Origin of the sequence: Rhodococcus sp. WS3, from assembly GCF_003797085.1 — a bacterium.
GTDB lineage: Bacteria > Actinomycetota > Actinomycetes > Mycobacteriales > Mycobacteriaceae > Rhodococcus_F > Rhodococcus_F globerula.
Window position 1 is genome coordinate 1,764,701 of sequence record NZ_RKMA01000001.1, and the last position, 17,622, is coordinate 1,782,322.

At 61.5% G+C, this 17,622-nt stretch carries 18 protein-coding genes; 10 read left to right on the top strand and 8 right to left on the bottom strand.

Features of this window, described 5'->3' with window-relative positions:
- Window positions 1–909, bottom strand: coding sequence for a hypothetical protein (locus tag EEB13_RS08010; RefSeq protein WP_141485002.1), 909 nt, complete (start codon window positions 907–909; stop codon window positions 1–3).
- Window positions 910–1,263: 354 nt separating this feature from the next.
- On the opposite strand from EEB13_RS08010, the gene EEB13_RS08015 reads away from it, so the two are divergent.
- Both EEB13_RS08015 and EEB13_RS08020 read left to right on the top strand, forming a co-directional pair.
- The gene (locus tag EEB13_RS08015; RefSeq protein ID WP_239654614.1) at window positions 1,264–1,824 is read left to right on the top strand and encodes a hypothetical protein; all 561 of its coding nucleotides are present in this window, start codon (window positions 1,264–1,266) and stop codon (window positions 1,822–1,824) included.
- Window positions 1,821–3,017, top strand: a complete 1,197-nt coding sequence (locus tag EEB13_RS08020) for a PrsW family intramembrane metalloprotease (RefSeq protein WP_045064445.1) — start codon at window positions 1,821–1,823, stop codon at window positions 3,015–3,017. The genes EEB13_RS08015 and EEB13_RS08020 overlap by 4 nt, the downstream gene beginning before the upstream one ends.
- A gap of 64 nt (window positions 3,018–3,081) precedes the next feature.
- Here the strand turns inward: EEB13_RS08020 and EEB13_RS31470 are convergent, their stop codons facing one another.
- Window positions 3,082–3,255 carry a hypothetical protein gene (locus EEB13_RS31470; RefSeq protein ID WP_187328513.1) on the bottom strand — a complete coding sequence of 58 codons (174 nt, stop codon included), beginning with the start codon at window positions 3,253–3,255 and terminating at the stop codon, window positions 3,082–3,084.
- A gap of 117 nt (window positions 3,256–3,372) precedes the next feature.
- Here EEB13_RS31470 and EEB13_RS08025 point away from each other — a divergent pair, with 117 nt between their 5' ends.
- The 4 genes from EEB13_RS08025 (at window position 3,373) to EEB13_RS08040 (ending at window position 8,560) form a co-directional block, all read left to right on the top strand.
- The gene (locus EEB13_RS08025) at window positions 3,373–3,858 is read left to right on the top strand and encodes a nuclear transport factor 2 family protein (RefSeq protein ID WP_033231622.1); all 486 of its coding nucleotides are present in this window, start codon (window positions 3,373–3,375) and stop codon (window positions 3,856–3,858) included.
- Between the two features lie 36 nt (window positions 3,859–3,894).
- On the top strand, window positions 3,895–4,815 hold the full coding sequence (locus tag EEB13_RS08030; protein WP_239654615.1) for a DUF6226 family protein: 921 nt from the start codon (window positions 3,895–3,897) through the stop codon (window positions 4,813–4,815).
- 370 nt (window positions 4,816–5,185) lie between these two features.
- Window positions 5,186–7,543 (top strand): arylsulfatase, encoded by a 2,358-nt coding sequence (locus EEB13_RS08035; protein ID WP_045064446.1) that lies wholly within the window; start codon window positions 5,186–5,188, stop codon window positions 7,541–7,543.
- Between the two features lie 42 nt (window positions 7,544–7,585).
- Window positions 7,586–8,560, top strand: a complete 975-nt coding sequence (locus EEB13_RS08040) for an HAD family hydrolase (protein WP_045064448.1) — start codon at window positions 7,586–7,588, stop codon at window positions 8,558–8,560.
- Window positions 8,561–8,584: 24 nt separating this feature from the next.
- On the opposite strand, the gene EEB13_RS08045 is transcribed toward EEB13_RS08040, so the two are convergent.
- The gene (locus EEB13_RS08045; protein WP_045066654.1) at window positions 8,585–9,265 is read right to left on the bottom strand and encodes an SDR family NAD(P)-dependent oxidoreductase; all 681 of its coding nucleotides are present in this window, start codon (window positions 9,263–9,265) and stop codon (window positions 8,585–8,587) included.
- Between the two features lie 102 nt (window positions 9,266–9,367).
- Here EEB13_RS08045 and EEB13_RS08050 point away from each other — a divergent pair, with 102 nt between their 5' ends.
- The 4 genes from EEB13_RS08050 to EEB13_RS08065 all read left to right on the top strand — a co-directional run bounded on the left by EEB13_RS08050 (window position 9,368) and on the right by EEB13_RS08065 (window position 12,959).
- Window positions 9,368–10,207: a helix-turn-helix domain-containing protein gene (locus EEB13_RS08050; protein ID WP_045064449.1), complete on the top strand. Its 840-nt coding sequence runs from the start codon at window positions 9,368–9,370 to the stop codon at window positions 10,205–10,207.
- Window positions 10,208–10,373: 166 nt separating this feature from the next.
- Complete coding sequence (locus EEB13_RS08055) at window positions 10,374–10,697, top strand: DUF1330 domain-containing protein (protein WP_033231625.1); 324 nt, start codon at window positions 10,374–10,376, stop codon at window positions 10,695–10,697.
- A 137-nt stretch (window positions 10,698–10,834) separates the two neighbouring features.
- The gene (locus EEB13_RS08060; RefSeq protein ID WP_141485003.1) at window positions 10,835–12,205 is read left to right on the top strand and encodes an HNH endonuclease signature motif containing protein; all 1,371 of its coding nucleotides are present in this window, start codon (window positions 10,835–10,837) and stop codon (window positions 12,203–12,205) included.
- Between the two features lie 136 nt (window positions 12,206–12,341).
- Window positions 12,342–12,959, top strand: coding sequence for a maleylpyruvate isomerase family mycothiol-dependent enzyme (locus tag EEB13_RS08065; RefSeq protein ID WP_261984469.1), 618 nt, complete (start codon window positions 12,342–12,344; stop codon window positions 12,957–12,959).
- 25 nt (window positions 12,960–12,984) lie between these two features.
- Here the strand turns inward: EEB13_RS08065 and EEB13_RS08070 are convergent, their stop codons facing one another.
- The 5 genes from EEB13_RS08070 to EEB13_RS08090 form a co-directional block, all read right to left on the bottom strand.
- Complete coding sequence (locus EEB13_RS08070) at window positions 12,985–13,659, bottom strand: dihydrofolate reductase family protein (protein WP_261984470.1); 675 nt, start codon at window positions 13,657–13,659, stop codon at window positions 12,985–12,987.
- A 33-nt stretch (window positions 13,660–13,692) separates the two neighbouring features.
- A complete protein-coding gene (locus EEB13_RS08075) occupies window positions 13,693–14,148 on the bottom strand; it encodes a hypothetical protein (RefSeq protein WP_141485565.1) in 456 nt (151 codons plus the stop codon).
- Window positions 14,149–14,204: 56 nt separating this feature from the next.
- On the bottom strand, window positions 14,205–15,407 hold the full coding sequence (locus tag EEB13_RS08080) for a DUF6745 domain-containing protein (protein WP_141485005.1): 1,203 nt from the start codon (window positions 15,405–15,407) through the stop codon (window positions 14,205–14,207).
- Between the two features lie 85 nt (window positions 15,408–15,492).
- Complete coding sequence (locus tag EEB13_RS08085; RefSeq protein WP_141485006.1) at window positions 15,493–16,002, bottom strand: putative immunity protein; 510 nt, start codon at window positions 16,000–16,002, stop codon at window positions 15,493–15,495.
- A gap of 108 nt (window positions 16,003–16,110) precedes the next feature.
- On the bottom strand, window positions 16,111–17,610 hold the full coding sequence (locus EEB13_RS08090; protein WP_141485007.1) for an APC family permease: 1,500 nt from the start codon (window positions 17,608–17,610) through the stop codon (window positions 16,111–16,113).
- Window positions 17,611–17,622 lie beyond the last annotated feature (12 nt).

The following is a 17,622-nucleotide window of genomic DNA, read 5'->3' on the forward strand; positions in this document are numbered from 1 at the left end:
TCACTCGAAATAGGACGCATAGTCGCTGAAAGGAACCTGGCCGGTAGGGCTCGACGTTATCGCGTCGGCAACCGCCGAAGGAATGGGAGCCCACTGGGCAGGCATCGCAGCCGCCAGGGAGGGCTTCAATATGTAGAGCAGCGCAAAGTTCACTATCCAAAGCGGCGGCGCCATCGACATACCGACCTCTGAACTCGCACCTCCCTTGGTGTTGGTCACCAGTTGCGCTGTGCCCGACATCTGTTGCGATGCAAAGCCATAGACCGCTTGCACTGTGTACGCCGACTGATAGAGCGCAACCAGGGTTTGTGTTGCGCCGTTGTTCCTCATCCATGTGCCCACAAATCCGCCTGGAGCGATCAAGGAGTTCACCTGCCTCGTCGGCGCGTCCGCGTTGGCCGGACTCTCCAGCAGCCCAATGGAATTCACGTACAGCCCGTAGCTGGCCAGAACCGACGACGTGACGTTGCCGTCGTTTGTGGAATAGAGGGGACGCCCGTTTGTATTGGTGAGGATCCGGGCGCATTCGTCGATAATCTCGGCGGCCTCGCGACTGCCGCCGACCCCACCGCCCGTGACGAGGTCGCGATACTGCTGCTCCGACAACGCATCCTCGCTGTCGAGCCCGATCTGGGCGGCAATCTCGTCCGCCGCTTGCTGACCGAGTGGCTGGTTGAGCTGATCCGGGCTGGTCATCTGCGGCGGTGCCAGGTGCTCGTAGCCAGGGGCCCCGGAAAACGGGATCGCGAACCCGGTGTCGACGGTTCCTGCGGCCGGTTCGCTGCTGGCAGTCTGGGGAACTGCCAGAGAAACGAGGCAGGCTCCGACCAGTGCCAGCACCGAGACGCCCTTGCGGCGGGCTCGCACTCCGCATCGATGTCCCGAACTCGTCAAACCTATGCCATACATGCGGCGACCTCCCAGAACACTGTCGGGCGATTCAACACGAGCGCGCATCTCAGTCAAACGCCGTAACTGACGCTGTGTCAAGGACCACGTCGTCAAGGAGCACGTCGACTCACGCAAGATGCGCGATCGCATAACCCGGACTGCCCGCTGTGCCGCCGTTCTCGGTGGGCGGTAGGTGACGGCACGCACTCCGTTCCCGCCATTCGTCCCATTTCTGGGATAGTCAATACACATTCGGCACAATGGGAACGAGGAATTTTGAGCATTATCGGGAGTATCCCGTCGAAACACGAACACAGAACGCATCGACGACGGCCACCAGTCGATCACCGCTTCCTCGGGTTCGACACACGCGTGTTTCCGCACGCAGTCGCAATTCTGGCCGTGTGGCTGCTGTGGGTTGTGATCGTTCCGGCCATCGATTCCGCTGTGTCGTCGGAAGATCCGACAGTTGCCGGCGACCGCCTGGCTGTGACCGAGTCGGTGTCGTTCACTGTGCCCGCGGGCTGGAATATCAATAGCGGCTTCCTCATCGACCAACGCAGTGCGTCCGGTTCCGTGCCGAGGGTGGAATTGACCGGTGGCAGCGTGAGTTTCGTCGTCGACGCTGACGACTTCACCGGCACCGCCGACGAACTTCTCTCACAGGTCGACGCCGTAAGTCTTGCGACAAACGGAAGCTCTGTACTCGCCATCTCCAGCCCACCGCAGCCAGTCACCACCGATGGTGGCTTGACCGGCGTCCAGATTCGCTTCGATACGCCCCGCGCCGCGGGTTCGATGGCGACTTTTGTCGTCGGTGACAAGGGAATTCGGGTGCAAGTGGTCGGTCCGCCCGACCAGATTGCAAGTCACAGTCAAGAAATCGCCGATATGATCGCGTCATTCGGCACCACTGAGGGAGATACCAAGTGAGCGCCGACCTGCTCGAGACACGCTCCCAAGCACTAGAGGCGACGGCGTGGGGCGAGAAGTTCCGGTTTATCCAGCCGCGCAACGTCGTGTTCTGGATATACCTGTGGATGTGCGGCGTCGGCGTGGTCAAAGCCTGGCAGATGTTCGCGCCCTATTCGGGATACTTCGGGCAAGCACTCCTTGTCGCCGGCGTCGTCTCCGTCATCAGTGCTGCGGTGTGGACATGGTGGTTCCGGCACATCGACCGGTACGAACGCCAACCCGTGGGATTGGTACTCACCGGCTTCGTCTGGGGAGCCTCCGCGGCGACGTTCACCATCGCGATCTCCGGTAACTCCGCACTCGGTTCGCTCTACTCGAAGCTGTTCGGACAGGTTTGGGCGGAGGATTGGCATGCCGGACTCTCGGCGCCGTTCGTGGAGGAAACCGCGAAAGGCATCGGCATTGTTGTCCTCCTCGCTCTTGCGCCGCGACTGGTCCGCACCGCAACCGACGGACTGCTACTCGGCGCGTTCATCGGCCTGGGATTTCAAACCAGCGAGGACTTCTTGTACTCGGTTGTCGGTGCGACGCAAGGTTTCGGCGCGCACCAGACCGACGGGCTGATCGGTTCCATTGCGCTTCGCGCATACTCCGACATCGTTTCGCATCCTCTCTTCACCGCACTGTTCTGTGCCGGAGTCATTTATCTGATCGGCACCCCGGCACAACCTCGCAGAATCAGACGCGGGTTGGCGTTGATCGTGGCCCCGATTCTGATTCACGGCGTATGGGACTCGATGCTGGCACTCGCCGGCGGCAACTCATCCATCGTGTTGGTCGTCATGGTCGGCGACATCATCTTCGCCTTGACGGCATTGTGGATCGCATTTGTCTGGGCGCACCCACGCGAGTCCCATTTCGTCCGTGATGTTCTCGCTCCGGAAATCGAATCCGGAGTGTTGACCGACGACGAAGTTACTGCTGCCGGTGGGTGGCGACAACAGCGCGCTTACGTCAGAGCTGCACAGACCCGTGCCGAGCGACGCCAACGACGTCATATCGTTCGCGCTGCATTGGATCTGTGTGGGGACCTCGCTGTCAGCAAGGGTCTCGACAGTCCCGAAGTTGTCGAAGCACGCAACGAGATCACTCGCCTCCGACACGGAATTGCCGCAGGCTCGCAGTCCTCGGTGGGGACTAGCTCCGCGTAAGAACGGCGGGTTGTGCCGCAACAATCTGGGCGCCTGATCGATCACATTGATCAGGCGCCCAGCTCTATCCGCAGGCAGGACCACTGATGTTCTCAATGATGTTCCCTACCAAGTGGATAGCTCCGACGTACACCGAACTCGGCGGCTCGGTAATACCTTGTCCATTCACCGGGACGTAGAAAGACAAATACTCGTCGAGATAGGCCATCGACTCCGACCCCGTCCCGGTCTCCGACATCGACCCCACAGTCGAGCGCTGCCTTGCTACTGTCCGGACCGCAACATCGAATTCGCTGACACGCGTGCATGTACTACCCGAGGTCGGCCGCAACACTAACCACACCAAGGAGACCCGATGACCGATATCACCGCGCTGGTCCACTCACTCCTCGAACGAGTGCAAATACTCGAAGACGAGATTGCGATCCAGAAACTCGTGACGGCATACGGTCCCGCCGTCGACGCCGGAGAGGCGGACAAGGTCGGTGCGATGTGGACTGAGGATGCGGTGTACGACATCGATATTCGTACCCTGAACGGTCGCGCCGAGATCGCCGAGATGGTCCGCACCACACCCCACCAGGACTACATCAACACCGGTTGCGGCCATATTCTCGCCCCGCTCAACATCGTCGTCGACGGAGACAAGGCTACTGCGACGGGCCATTCCCAATTGCTACGGCGCAACGAAGGCGAGGATTCCTTCCGCGTGTGGCGTGTCGCGGCGAACCGGTTCGATCTCGTCAAGACGGAGGGCGAGTGGAAGATCAAGCAGCGCACGACCCGGCTACTCGACGGAAGTTCTCCCGCGCGCGACCTGCTTGCCCGAGCCGGCAACTGATCAAAATTCTCGGCTGTCAAAGATAGCGTCGCCACAATGACTGGCACCGCGCTGAGCGGGCGCGTGAAAAGCCTGTCGACGGGTAATGTCCATGCGATGGCTACAGATCCGGCAAGGTCATGGTGGGAGCGATGCAACGACGGCGTCCGCAGCATGCACGAAACCGGCTGGGGCGAGAACACTTCGGTGCTCTCGCGAGAGATCTGCGAACTACTCGACGATGTCGACGAGCAATTCGCCCTCACCGGCGCACACACTCCTGAGTGGCCGAACCCGTACAAGGATGGTCCCGATCGGGCCGAGGCAGACTACGAGCGTTCCACCAACCCGGAGAAGTACCTGATCGTGGTCGCGAGAGTGCAGGCGTGGACAACGGTTCTCCTCGACCGGGGCTGGGCGCGAGAAGCATCACCTGTGCAGTGGGCGCTTCGCCCTTTCGATTCCGGCGGAGCCGACACCGTTCTCGAACCTACCGCCGACGGCGCCGTCCCACTGATTTTGACTACGCACACTCCGGTGGACTCCAACCATCCGTTCAACATCTCGATCAGCGCAGGCGATCCGGCGGTGTGCTTGGCATCGATTCCCGACTGTGCCTGCGACGGGTGTGACAGCGGGTCCGCCACACTGCTCGAGGAAATCGACACATGGGTGCTGTCTGTCGTCGACGGCTCGCTCCACGTCGACGTTGCCGGTAATTACTCCTCAGTTCGCACATCCTTTGGTACCCGAGGCAGCACGGTCCAGAATCTCGACGAACCTACAGAATTCACAGCCGCACCGTGGCCCGCGAACTGGACGGCACGCCCGCTGGCGTCCCAGATCAGGACTGCGCACCCCGAACCCCCATTCCCGCGAACGGTGTTCGGAACTGCTGCCCGGGAGGGCTTCCGTCGACTCTTACGCAAGCCTGGCGTTGCGGGTGCATCGCAAACCTACTGGCGCACAGACGAATAGAAACGGAAGATGACCCACCTCGAGTTCGTGGCTCTGGCCCCGGCCCGAATCAGGGTTATTGCATGCGCCCGGATATCGAACACTTCGGCCAGTCCACAGAAGCATGGTCCAATCGCGAACTTCACGCGCGCCTGGGAAGCCTGCGCGGCGCAGGTTTCATCGTCAGCCGAGAAAGCGAAACCAGCATCCCTAGTGGCTTGACCAATTCTCATGCAGCCCAGCATGAATCGCGGCTGACGAAGATCCGTCTCGCTCCACGCGACTCACGGCGGGCAGGCTGTTCAAGTAACGGGAGATTACAAGCCCTGTTCACGTCGGGGTGATGGTGGTGTAGTGGATAGGTGGGGGAACCCGACATGAGGAGCAGACAATGGCCAAGGCATTCAGGGGCGTGGTCAACCTCGACATACGAGACTCCGTCCCGGACTGGGGCCCGTACGAGCAGCCTAAAGCACCGCCAGGCTCACCGAACGTGCTGTACATCGTCCTCGACGACGTCGGATTCGGCGCGCTCGGCTGTTACGGAGGCCCGATTGAGACGCCGAAGATCGACAAGATCGCAGCACGCGGACTGCGCTACGGGCAGTGGCACACCACAGCCCTGTGCTCGCCGACTCGGTCCTGCCTACTGACGGGCCGTAATCACACAACCAACGGGATGGCCTGCATCAGTGAAGCGGCCATCGGATTTCCGAGCGCAAACGGGCACATTCCACCGCAGTGCGCCACCCTCGCCGAGGTCCTCGTCGAGCAGGGTTTCAGCACTGCAATGGTAGGCAAGTGGCACCTGTGCGCCGAGGACGAGATGAATCTCGCTTCCACCAAACATAATTGGCCGATCGGCCGCGGCTTCGACCGCTTCTACGGCTTCCTCGGCGCCGAGACCAACCAGTGGTATCCCGACCTGATCCACGACAACCACCCCGTCCAGCAACCGGCCACACCGGAGGAGGGCTACCACTTCAGCGTCGACATCACCGACAAAGCTATTCAGTACTTCGACGACGTCAAGGCAATCGCTCCCGAACGGCCGGTTTTCCTCTACTACGCCCCGGGGTGCGCGCACGCCCCGCACCAAGTACCGCGTGAGTGGGCCGACCGCTATCGGGGCCGGTTCGACGACGGCTACGAGGCGATGCGCGAGCAGATCCTGGCCCGGCAGAAGGAAATGGGCCTTGTCCCCGCCGACACCGAGCTACCGCCCCTCAATCCGATCGGCACTCCCGACTCGCGCACCGGCCCAGACGGACAGCCATTCCCACCACTGGATTTCACACGCCCCTGGGATACCCTCTCCGCCGACGAGAAGCGACTGTTCGCCCGGATGGCAGAGGTATATGCGGGTTTCTTGTCCCACTGCGACAACCAGATCGGCCGACTACTGGACTACCTCGAACAGGTCGAGCAACTCGACAACACCATCATCATGCTGGTCTCCGACAACGGCGCCAGTGGCGAGGGGGGTCCGAACGGCTCGGTAAACGAGAACAAAATCGCTAATGGCGTGCCGGACGATCTTGCTGAAAACCTCTCCATGCTGGACGAACTCGGGAGTACCAAGACCTACAACCACTACCCGAACGGGTGGGCGATGGGCTTCAATGCCCCGTTCAAGATGTGGAAGCGATACTCGTTCAACGGCGGAACCTGCGACCCGTGCATCATCTCGTGGCCGGCCGGGATTGCCGCCCGAGGGGAAACCCGTGATCAGTACCACCACGCCATCGATCTGGTTCCGACCGTGTTGGACTGCCTCGGACTCGAACTGCCCGACGCCGTGAAGGGTTACACCCAGCATCCGTTGCAGGGCGTGAGCATGCGCTACAGCTTCGACGCTGCCACCATCCCGACAGCCAAACACACTCAGTTCTACTCGATGCTCGGCACCCGAGGCATCTGGCACGACGGCTGGAAGGCCGTCACCACCCACCCGGCGATCAGTGGCTGGGGCCGGTTCCCCGAGGACACTTGGGAGCTCTACCACACCCAGATCGACAGATCCGAGCTGCACGACCTCGCCGCCGAGGAGCCCGGGAGGCTCGCCGAGCTGGTGGGCCTGTGGTTCCACGAAGCCGGCGCCAACCAGGCATTTCCGCTCGACGACCGCTCGGCTGTCGAGATCCTCACCACCCCTCGCCCGCAGCTTGCGGCTCCGCGTAACCGCTACATCTACCGGGCGGGTGGCGCCGAGGTCCCCGAGTCCGTTGCCGTCAACATTCGCAATCGCTCCTACTCGATCGGCGCGTTGGTCGATCTCCCGAACCCAGGGGCATCCGGGGTGCTCTTCTCGCACGGCAGCCGCTTCGGCGGCCACTCCCTCTATGTCAAGGACAACCGCCTGCACTACGTCTACAACTTCCTCGGCAGCGAACAGCAGCGGATTGTCGCCGGCGAGGATCTGCCGACCGGCGAGAACCTGATCCTGGCCGCCACCTTCGACAAAGACGGTGAGGATCCGCCCGGCACGGCCCACGGCACCCTCGGCCTGTTCTACGGTGACCGGAAGGTCGGCGAGGGCCGAATCCGAACTCAGCCAGGCAAGTTCAGCATCGCAGGCGAAGGTCTCAGTGCCGGCCGCGCCATCGGGGAACCCGTCACCGACGACTACCCGGGCACCGCACCGTGGGCGTTCACCGGCGGCTCCCTGAACCGGATCGTCGTAGACGTCAGTGGAGAACCCTACGTCGACCTCGAACGCGAAGCCGCGGCCATGCTTTCCCGCGAATAGCAGGACCATCGTGTGGTGGCAACATCGAGGAGGAATCAGGTTATGCCCGAACACGTTCGATCCGATCTGGACACCGGCGGACAGATCGGTGATCCGCTCCCCAGCTGGCACGAGGGTCCGAGTAAGCAAGCAATCCTGGAGTTCGTCGGGCGGGTGACGGATCCCGGAGGTCCGGGGGCCGTCCCCGCCGAAGAGCGAATCGCGGTGTTCGACAACGACGGAACGCTGTGGTGTGAGAAACCGATGCCCATTCAGCTCGACTTCATCCTGCGCCGCCTCGTGGTCATGACTGAGGTGGATCCCGCTCTGGGCACCCGCCAACCGTGGCTCGCCGCCGTCACCCGCGACTACGGCTGGTTCAGCAGTGTCATCACCGGTCACTACCACGGCGACAACAGTGGGGTGAAGGTGTTCGCCAAAGGGGTGCTGATGGCGTACACCGACATCACCGTGGAAGAATTCGAGAAGCTGGCTGACCAATTCTTGCGCACGACAGACCATCCCACCCTAGGACGTACCTATCTGACGTGTGGCTACGTGCCGATGATCGAGTTGCTCCGGTACCTCGAGACGAACGAGTTCCACAACTACATCGTCTCCGGTGGTGGGCGTGACTTCATGCGGCCGATCAGCCTGGACGTGTACGGGGTGCCCCGTCAGCGAGTCATCGGTAGCAGCGCGTCGCTGGTATGGAAGGCCGACGGCCGCGGCGGCACGCTCGTCCATAAACCCGCATTGGACGTATTGGTCGACGGCCCCGAGAAGCCGGTCCGAATCTGGAGCCGTATCGGGAGACGGCCGCTCCTCGCCGCGGGGAACAGCAACGGCGATATCCCGATGTTGCAGTTCTCGGAGCGAGCGGACCTCCCATCGTTGCAAATACTTGTACAGCACGATGATTCACGTCGCGAGTTCGCATATCGGGAGGGCGCCGAGCAGGCATTCGATCTCGCGGATGCCCGGGGTTGGACCATAGCGAGCATCGAGAACGACTGGAGTGCCGTGTTCCCGAGCTGACCGTAGGGCGCTCAACGGCATAGTTCAGTAGTCGATATCGCCGTTGCGGTTGAAGAACTTTCCGGTGGGTCCACCGGTGCCTAGTTGGGCCAACATCACCGTCGCATCAGTGCCTTCGGTGATGGTCTGGTGTCCACGGTGGCCGTTGAAGTCGGTACTGGTGTAGCCCGGATCGCTGGCATTGATCCGAAATTCCGGCAGGTTCTTCGCGTATTGGAGAGTCAAAGCGATCACAGCCGCCTTCGAGCTCGCGTACGGCACGGCCCGCACAAAGTGCTCATCGGTACCGGGGGTGGCCAGCGAGCGGGCGAAGCCGACTCCGGATGCGACATTGACGATCACCGGATTCGACGAGCGTCGCAACAACGGAAGCGCGGCCTGCGTAAGACGCACGACACCAAGGACATTCGTGTCGAATACTTCCTGCATGGCGTCGACGTCGAGGTCGTCGACGCTGAAAGACCTGCCGAGGACGCCAGCGTTGTTTACCAGAACGTCGAGCTCGGGCAGCTGCGCGAGCGCCGCATCGATGCTGCGCTGATCCGTGACGTCGAGTTGGACGGGGTGAGCGCCGAGGTTCTGCACCTCGGCAGCTGAAGCCAGGTCCCGCATCCCGGCATAGACGGTGTGGCCGGCGTCGATGAGCCGTCGCGCGGTCTCCAGTCCGAGGCTGCGGTTGGCTCCTGAAATAAGTGTCGTAGTCATGTCCACAACGCTCGCTCAACTTCGGTGCGCGCACCAGGCACCGATCGACGGTGGGACCAGCAGTACTACCCACTGCGCGCCCACAGCGAGCAGGATGAGGGCATGGACGAGTTCGCAAGTGTGCTGCGCGCCTGGCGTGACCGTGTGCAGCCTGAGCACGTCGGTCTGCCACCAGGTACAGGTCGGCGTGCCCGAGGGCTTCGCCGGGAAGAGCTCGCGATGCTCGCCGGAGTCAGCGTCGACTACATCGTGCGCCTCGAGCAAGGCCGGGCAACCAATCCCTCGGCGCAACTGCTCGGCGCGCTCGCGCGGGCATTGCGCCTGACCGACGAAGAGCGCGACCACCTGTATCGAGTCGCCGGAGTCGCTACTCCGACGCCTGCCTCATTGCCGCGCCACGTGGGTCCGAGCGTCCAGCGGATCGTGGACCGTCTCGGCGACGTGCCGGTCGGCGTCTTCAGCGCCGCGCATGACCTCCTGTTGTGGAATCCGCTCTGGGCAGCACTGCTCGGCGATCCCTCACTGTTGGCCGGGTTTCAGCACAATCTTGTCTGGCGGGTTTTCACCGAGGAGAACACACGTGTCACTCATACCGCCGTCGGAGAAGACGAATTCAGAGCGGATCTGGTCGCGGACTTGAGATCCGCAGTGGGGCGCTATCCCGACGACGCACCGCTCAGGGACCTCGTCGACCGCCTCCTTTCCGAATCCGACGAGTTTGCAGCGCATTGGGAGCAAGCACACGTAGCCCTGCACCGGTCCAGCCGAAAGACAGTGCATACCCGCACTGTTGGCGACATCACCGTTGACTGCGATGTTCTCAGCGCGCCCGGTAGCGGCGACCTGCGGATCGTCGTCTACACAGTCGCGCCCGGATCCGCCGACGCAGCCAAGCTTGATCTGCTTCGTGTCGCCGGATTGCAGGACCTGACGCATCACTGACGAACACGGCGACACACTCATACGTAGGACAGCACATTACCCCTGAGGTAATCGACGCGGCGCCGTTGCTCCTGCAACACTCGATTCCAGAGCGAACCCAGCTGAACGTTACTGAGAGACAAACGATTAGTTATACACGCGCTCCTCCGAGAGGCAGGAACCAGACATGACTGAAAGCTACGTAGTTGGCATCCTCAACAACGTCGCCATGGGAGACGACATCACCGAATACCTCCAACGCATCGACAGCACCCTCACACCGTTCGAGGGCCGCTTCATCATCCACGGAGGCTTGCCTGACGTCCGCGAGGGACAGTGGTCAGGCGATCTCATCATCCTCCGATTCCCCACGTCCGCTGCGGCCCAACACTGGTATACATCGGACGCCTACCAAGCTATCGCTCCGCTTCGAATCAATAACTCGACTGGCACCGTGGCCTTTTTCGAAGGCGTAAACCAAAACCACCGAGCAACCGACATCCTGATCTGACCGAATCTCAAACCTATTCCCCTGCAGACTTACTCGAGTTCCCCGAGCCGCACTCGATGCAAATCGAATGTGCCCGATATGCCTATTGATTCGAATAGACGTTCGAGTATAATTGGGTCAAGGGTGGGGAGGCGTTGATGACTACGGTGAACGATTTTGTTTCGGTGGAGGATGTTGTAGCCGGTTCCGCGACGGGTGTGCGTGGCAGGTTGTGGCGATTGCGACCGGCCGAGGTTCGCGACGTTGCTGTTTCCGTTTCTGCGGAAATTCTTCGACTGGAGGCGATTCGGGTTGCCGCAGTGGATGAGTTGGCGCTCAATCCGGACGAGCAGGTGCTCTGCTACCGCGGTGTGGGGCGGTGGTTGGCGGCGAACACGATGCTGCAGAACGCGGCCGGTAACAAGATCGCTGCCCTCGGTGCCGCGTTGCGGGCGTTCCCGGATATTGCTGCGCAGTTCGAGGCCGGTGATCTCTCGCTCGATCATGCGGCAATAATCGTCGCGTTCTGTGAATCTCCACCAAAAGGTATGCCGGACAGGGCGTTACCGTCCTGTATGAAGACTCTACTTGCTGCCGCATCCGGCGTGGAGGCGACCACCATCAAACTCCGCTATGCGATTGCAGTTCTGGAGCGGATATTCGAATCCGACGACACCCCGCCCGGTGAGGACGACGACCTCAACGTCTTGCGGATTTCGCCGACGCTCAACGGACGGGTCGCGATCAAGGGCGATTTCGACGCGTTGACAGGCGAAATGCTGTTATCGGCTCTCTCGGGTTTGTCGATGCCGAAACCAGCCGCGGACGGAACCCCGGATCAACGATCAGCTGCCAAACGAACCGCCGACGCGTTCACGGAGTTGATCCGCCGGTACCTCGACAACGCCGTCACCGGGGTTGACGGTGGTCAGCGTCCGCATGTGAACGTGCACATCACCGCGAAAGACCTTGCCGAGCATCGCGAATGCGCCACCATGCGCAGCGAAGGCGCATCGGATGATGGTGAGTTCTATGGCAGTGCGTTCGATGACGACGAGCCTGATGTCGAGGATCTCGATGTGGGATACATGCCCTGGATGGGACCACTCAGTGTGAGCCTGACCCGGATGCTCGCCTGCGACTGCATGCTCTCCACCGTCCTGATGGACGGCAACGGGGCACCGCTCGATGCGACGCCGCACAAACGCCTCGTCACACCGGAACAACGCACGGCGCTGATCGCCCGGGACAAAGGCTGCGCCTTCCCCAACTGCGATGCCGTACCCGCTTGGTGCGATGCCCACCATATAAAACCCTGGTCAGTGGGCGGTCCGACGGTGATGGACAACCTCACCCTCCTCTGCCGAAATCACCACCGATTGATCCACAGCACCAGTGGGTTCCGCGGAATCTGGGAAATCAAAATGGGCACCGATCACAAACCGTGGTTCATCCCACCAGCTGCGATTGACCCAAAACAACGACGCCGCCGCTCCACCACCCGCCAAGGCCCAGTGCATCGAGACTGAATCCGGCTCTGCCGGAACTGCATACCGTGTGAGAGCTTCGCATCACCAGCTAGCCGATGCGAAGCCCACACGCATGTCCCGCGCCAGAAACATGTCTTCGTCGCCATAATCCTAGAGATCGAGCTACCGTGCGGAGATGAACGTAAAGGCTCACATCCTCGCTGAACGTCGGGAGCTGGTCACACTACTCGAGACCCTGAGCCCTGATCAATGGTCAACGCCGTCACTCTGCGGACACTGGTCGGTGCGCGACGTTGCGATACATGTGTCGATGGATTCCGTTACGATGCCTCGCTATTTCCTTGCAGCGCTGCACAATCTATCCGCTAACCGTGTCAACGAACGCTACGTCACCGCGCAGAATGACGTGCCGACAGACATCCTCGTCGATCGTCTCGCAGCTTCCGCGACCACGAGTTGGTTCGCAAGATATGCCCCACGCCTCACCCTTTCCGACCATGTTGTGCACCAGCAAGACATCCGGCGACCGCTCGGGTTACCTCGAACGATCGATCCGGAGCGCCTACGACTCGTACTCGATCGACCCGATCCCTTTGCACAGCCGCGTCGATTCACCAAGGGCCTCCGGTTCACTGCTTCCGATCTCCCCTGGGAACACGGCACCGGACCAGAAGTCCACGGGCGAGCGGAGGCGCTGGCCCTCGCAATGGTCGGGAGGGCATCGGTGCTCGACGATCTTGAAGGCGACGGCGTTGATGTTCTCCGCGCCCGCATGTCTCACAACGGCAACTGACGCTTCAACACCAATGGAGCGTGCTTCAGTCGGCGATAGAGGTGGCATACTCCGGTCGCCCGGTGGGCCGGTAAACCTGAATTGTCACGCCCTTTGACGTGACTCGCGAGTCGACCAGGTCCAGTGCGATATCCGGTCCCGACTCGGGGAATAGCCGTGTGCCCTGGCCGATGATCAGGGGATAGATGAGCAGGGTGATCTCGTCGACGAGCCGGTTGTCGAACAGCCAGCGAACGAGGTTGCCGCTGCCGTGTACCTGCAACTCACCCCCAGGCTTGGCTTTCAGCTCGCGGATAGCCGTCGCAAGGTTGCCGGAGAGTACGGTCGTATTCGCCCAACCCGGTTCGGTGAGCGTGGTCGATGCCACGTACTTGGGCCGCGTGTTCAATGCCGTTGCGATGGGGTTACCCGAATCTTCCATCACTCCCCAGTACCCGGCGAAGATCTCGTAGGTCCGCCGGCCGAACAGGAAGGCGTCGGCACGTTGGTAGACGTCCTTGACGAACGTCGTACCCTCGATGTCTTTGCCGAACAGTGGCAGTGCCCATCCACCGCGCTCGAATCCGCCTCTGCGGTCTTCATCCGCCCCGCCGAGCCCCTGCATAACGCCGTCGAGGGAGACATTAGTGATGGTCGTCAGTTTCATGGCCGCAATTCCCTTCTCCACCATCGAGTGTTCACGGGCATCCTCGAATATCACTGACCTCAGCTTGCTCGGACATGGTCCAGGGCGTCAATCTGCGACGAGTTGCATCCCGTTGATCGCCCGTCCGGCGCCCCGCTCTCGCTGCCGTCCGATGACATAGCGGCCTGGCGCGATTCCAGTGGCGCCATGCTCTGGGTGGATGAGATAAGCAGTCCCGTGGGCGTCGAGAATGCCCAGAGCAAGACCCCGGGAATCTCTCACCGGCGACGACCACGTGCACACACCTTCGTCGGCGACCAGGCTGTGCGGATTCCCGCCCGCCGCACTGCGTAGCAACTCCACTCCGGAGAGTGGTACGTTCACGGACCTCGTCCACGCTGCGGGCGTGACGATATCGGAGACAAGCGAATACGGGACCACGATGAGATCACCTTGTGCCTGCAAGCCGTCGACGACGGGTATGGATACTTCTCGGTCGAGATAGTCGAAGACATCGAGGCCCGTGAGGGCAGTGAGCGCGGACAAAGTCATGGTCGAATTCATATGAGCCACCTGGGAGTTCATGGATTGACGTTCGGAATTGAAGTTCAGGGGTTGGGTCAGGTCCGACGAACGAGTCGGGCGTAGTCGACGCCGGCTATGCCGTAGGTCCATCCTGCAGCGTCCAGGGCTGATGAGAACCATCCAGGGACGTAGAGCCCGTAACGACGACGACGTCCGTCGCGTTCAGGAGAGCCGTTGACTGCAAGCAGGATTCGACCACTACGTCCCCAGCCGTCGGGCGAAGCATAGAGTTGAAGCGTGTGCCCGGCATTGCCGGGATCATCAGCTTGGTCGACCTGTGCAAGGCCAGCAGTATCGATGTAGGTGTCCCATCCGATGCGCTCGATCGCACAGCGGCGGATCTCGATATTCCGTTCGGCTGCAATGCGTTCGGCCGTCGGATCCAGAACTACCCAGCTGGGAACAATCGTCCCGTGCTGAACATACACGCCGTGCCCGTCGCCGAATTCAATTGCTGGAGAATCTGAATCGTGCAACCGACGTTCGTTGTGCACTCGGCCCGGTATGGGTTCGACCCGCAGGACGGTAGGCCTTTCCGACATGACGCATATGGTGTCGAACGCCCACCACCATCCGGTTGCACCAGCCAGAGCGGTGTGAATGTCGAGTAGTTCGTCATCGTCGGAACGGAAAGAAGCAAGACCACATCGACGGTACGCGTCGTAGTAGGCGATTCGATGAGCTTCCTGCTGTCCGTACCACGTCACGCTTCCCGGGACGGGAGTCGACATCGTCCGTATCGCAGCCGCAACCCCGTCGAATAGTGTGGTGTGCAACGAGTCCCAGACAGCTGCTCTCATGATCCGATCGGGGCTGATTCCCAGCCGAACCGCATCCTCGGGAGACTGAGTACGTGCAGTGTCGATCCCCCAGCGCTCGTTCGGCCAGTCCGATCTTCGACGCTCGATGCGCGCGTCCATACGGCTGCGTGAATCCGAAAACATGCTCGCTATACGGGCGGAAACGCAGTGAAGTCGGTTGCTGTCAGGCGACATCGACGTCGACAAGCCCTCGGCCACAATCAGATCTGATCCAGCTGGGGGCGAAGGAACCCAGAGGAACTCCGGTTCCGGAAATCCTGATCGCCGATACAGTTGCGCAACAGCCCATTCTGCAGTGTCACGGTCGGAGGGGTGTGTGCAGAGACCGTGTTCCAGCCACTCGTTTCGCACAGCATCGACGTTGCTGGTGAATGATGCTCGGTGTCGCGACACCGAGTACATCGGCGCGGCGCTCACGCGATGGTGGCGGTGTCGGCCTTTCCTGTAGTCATAGTTATCGAGAGTGACACGAGGAAGCGCGGAACGCAAGGCCGGTGCCTCATCAGCCGAACACCGACCAGCAGATGTCATTCCGTAGCCGCTGGTCATCAAGTACCAACTCACGAATCGATACCGGGAGCTGGTCGCGCTGCCACTGGCACTCGAGTCGGCCCGCAGCCTCCTCGTCTTCCGTCGCAACAGCACGTGCGGCCTTGATCGCGTAGGCGGCAGCACCAAGTTCGTGCGCGGCGACGTGTGCGACGGCTCCGGCCTGTCCGGCAGCGTACGCAGCATGCCGCGCCGGCCCACGCAGGTCCCGAGCCGCGCCCATTGCATGACCGCCCGCAGCGCGAGCTTGCATCATCGTGACCTCACCCCGCACCCAGGCTCGCGCACCCTCGATCGCTTCACGCGGCCGCGGATCCTGCGGCTGAACCGCCTCGAAAAGGTGAAGGACGTGCTCGGCGCACGATGCCGCCCAGAGAGCGAGGAGATGGTGATCGGAATCTGTGAGGGTCCCACCACGACGGATCGTCACGAAGCGCGGATCCCGGACCTTCGGGAGGATCATGGTTCGTACGCTCCATCTGCTCGCGGCGGCCAAACACTGCTTCCTGGGGAACTCGGCAGAGACTTTGCCGCCCTTGACAATTACTCGGAGACAATTGCTCGGACGGCTCTACGTTACTTGACCAGGCGAGGTGGAAGAATTGCTCGCGCCGTCAGACTCCGTCGTCGGTTCGGCGTCGACGTCAGTGGTACCCAGCCTCGAGAGTTGCGCCGGGTCGCGTCGTGAAAGCCGGATACCGAGAAGCCAACCGACAGCCAGGCTCACAGGCGTGACGGCGACGAGCACCACGTTCACTGCGGTTCCAGCGGCAGTAATCAACTCCATCTGGTCCACGATCAAATACGTTGCGTAGGTCAACATCAGAAGAGCGGATACGGGAGCTACGAGCACCCTCCAGGCCGAATGCCCGCGACGATCGTTCCAGAAGAATGCGATAACTGCTGCGGCCGCCATGACCTGAAGCACGACGATGCCGACGATACCGGGCGAGTTCACCCACAGCAGGAGCTCGAGGTAAGGGTCGGCGCCGACGACTACGAACACGACGATTACCACCATCGCCAGGAGACTCTGTACCGCGCTGGCCACATAGGGGGACTTGTAGACCGGGTGTAGTTTGCCCAGGAACTGGGGCAATACACGTTCGCGCGAAAGCGCAAAGACGTAGCGGGTGATTGCGTTGTGGAACGCGAGCAGGCTGGCGAGAATGCTCGTGATGATCAACAGCTCCATGAGGGTGCTCGCCCAACCTCCGACGTAGTGCTCGATGGCGTTGAAGTACATACCGGCGGGATCGTTAGCCGCTAGCTCGAGAGCCTGATCCGGTCCGTACGCCTGGATGATGATCCACACCATGAATGCGTAGAAGAGACCCAGGAATGCCACCGCGATGTATGTCGCCCGCGGAACCGTCCGAGCGGGATCTTTTGCTTCTTCCCGGTACAGGGCAGTCGCTTCGAATCCGATGAACGCAGCAAAGGCCAGGGTCAGCACCCCACCGAGACCGGGGCTGAATACGTTAGACGGCGCAAAGGAGTCGAGATCAATTCCCACGGCGCCGCCTTGAAAAAGAACGGCGGCTGCGAGCAGCACCAGAATCCCCGTCTCCGCGGTCAGCAACAGGATCAGGAACCGAGCGCCCAGATGTACCGATCGAGATCCGAGGAACCAGACCAACGCAACCCCGAGTAACGACCACACTCCCCACGGCAGATCCAGCCCAACCAAGTCCGCCATGGTTGACTGCGCGAAATAGCCTAGGGCCCCGAAGATTCCGATCTCGAGGGCGTTGTAGGACACCAGCGCAAGGACCGCTGCGGCCAGGCCCCACCGAGGGCCGAGCCCGACGGAGATATAGGCGTAGAAGGCGCCTGCATTGTGGATGTACTTGCTCATCGCAGTGAAGCCGATTGCAAACACTCCTAGTGCGAGCCCGGCCAAAATGTATCCGCCGGGGGCCCCGATGCCGGCAATGTTCAAGGCCAGAGGCGCAACCCCTGCCATCACCAGTAATGGCGCCGCCGCCGCCACGACAAAGAAGACGATGCCGGCGGTGCCGAGGACGCCTCCTTCCAGCTTCAGAGCGGGTTCGGGTGCAGTTTTCTTCATGAGCAACTTCTC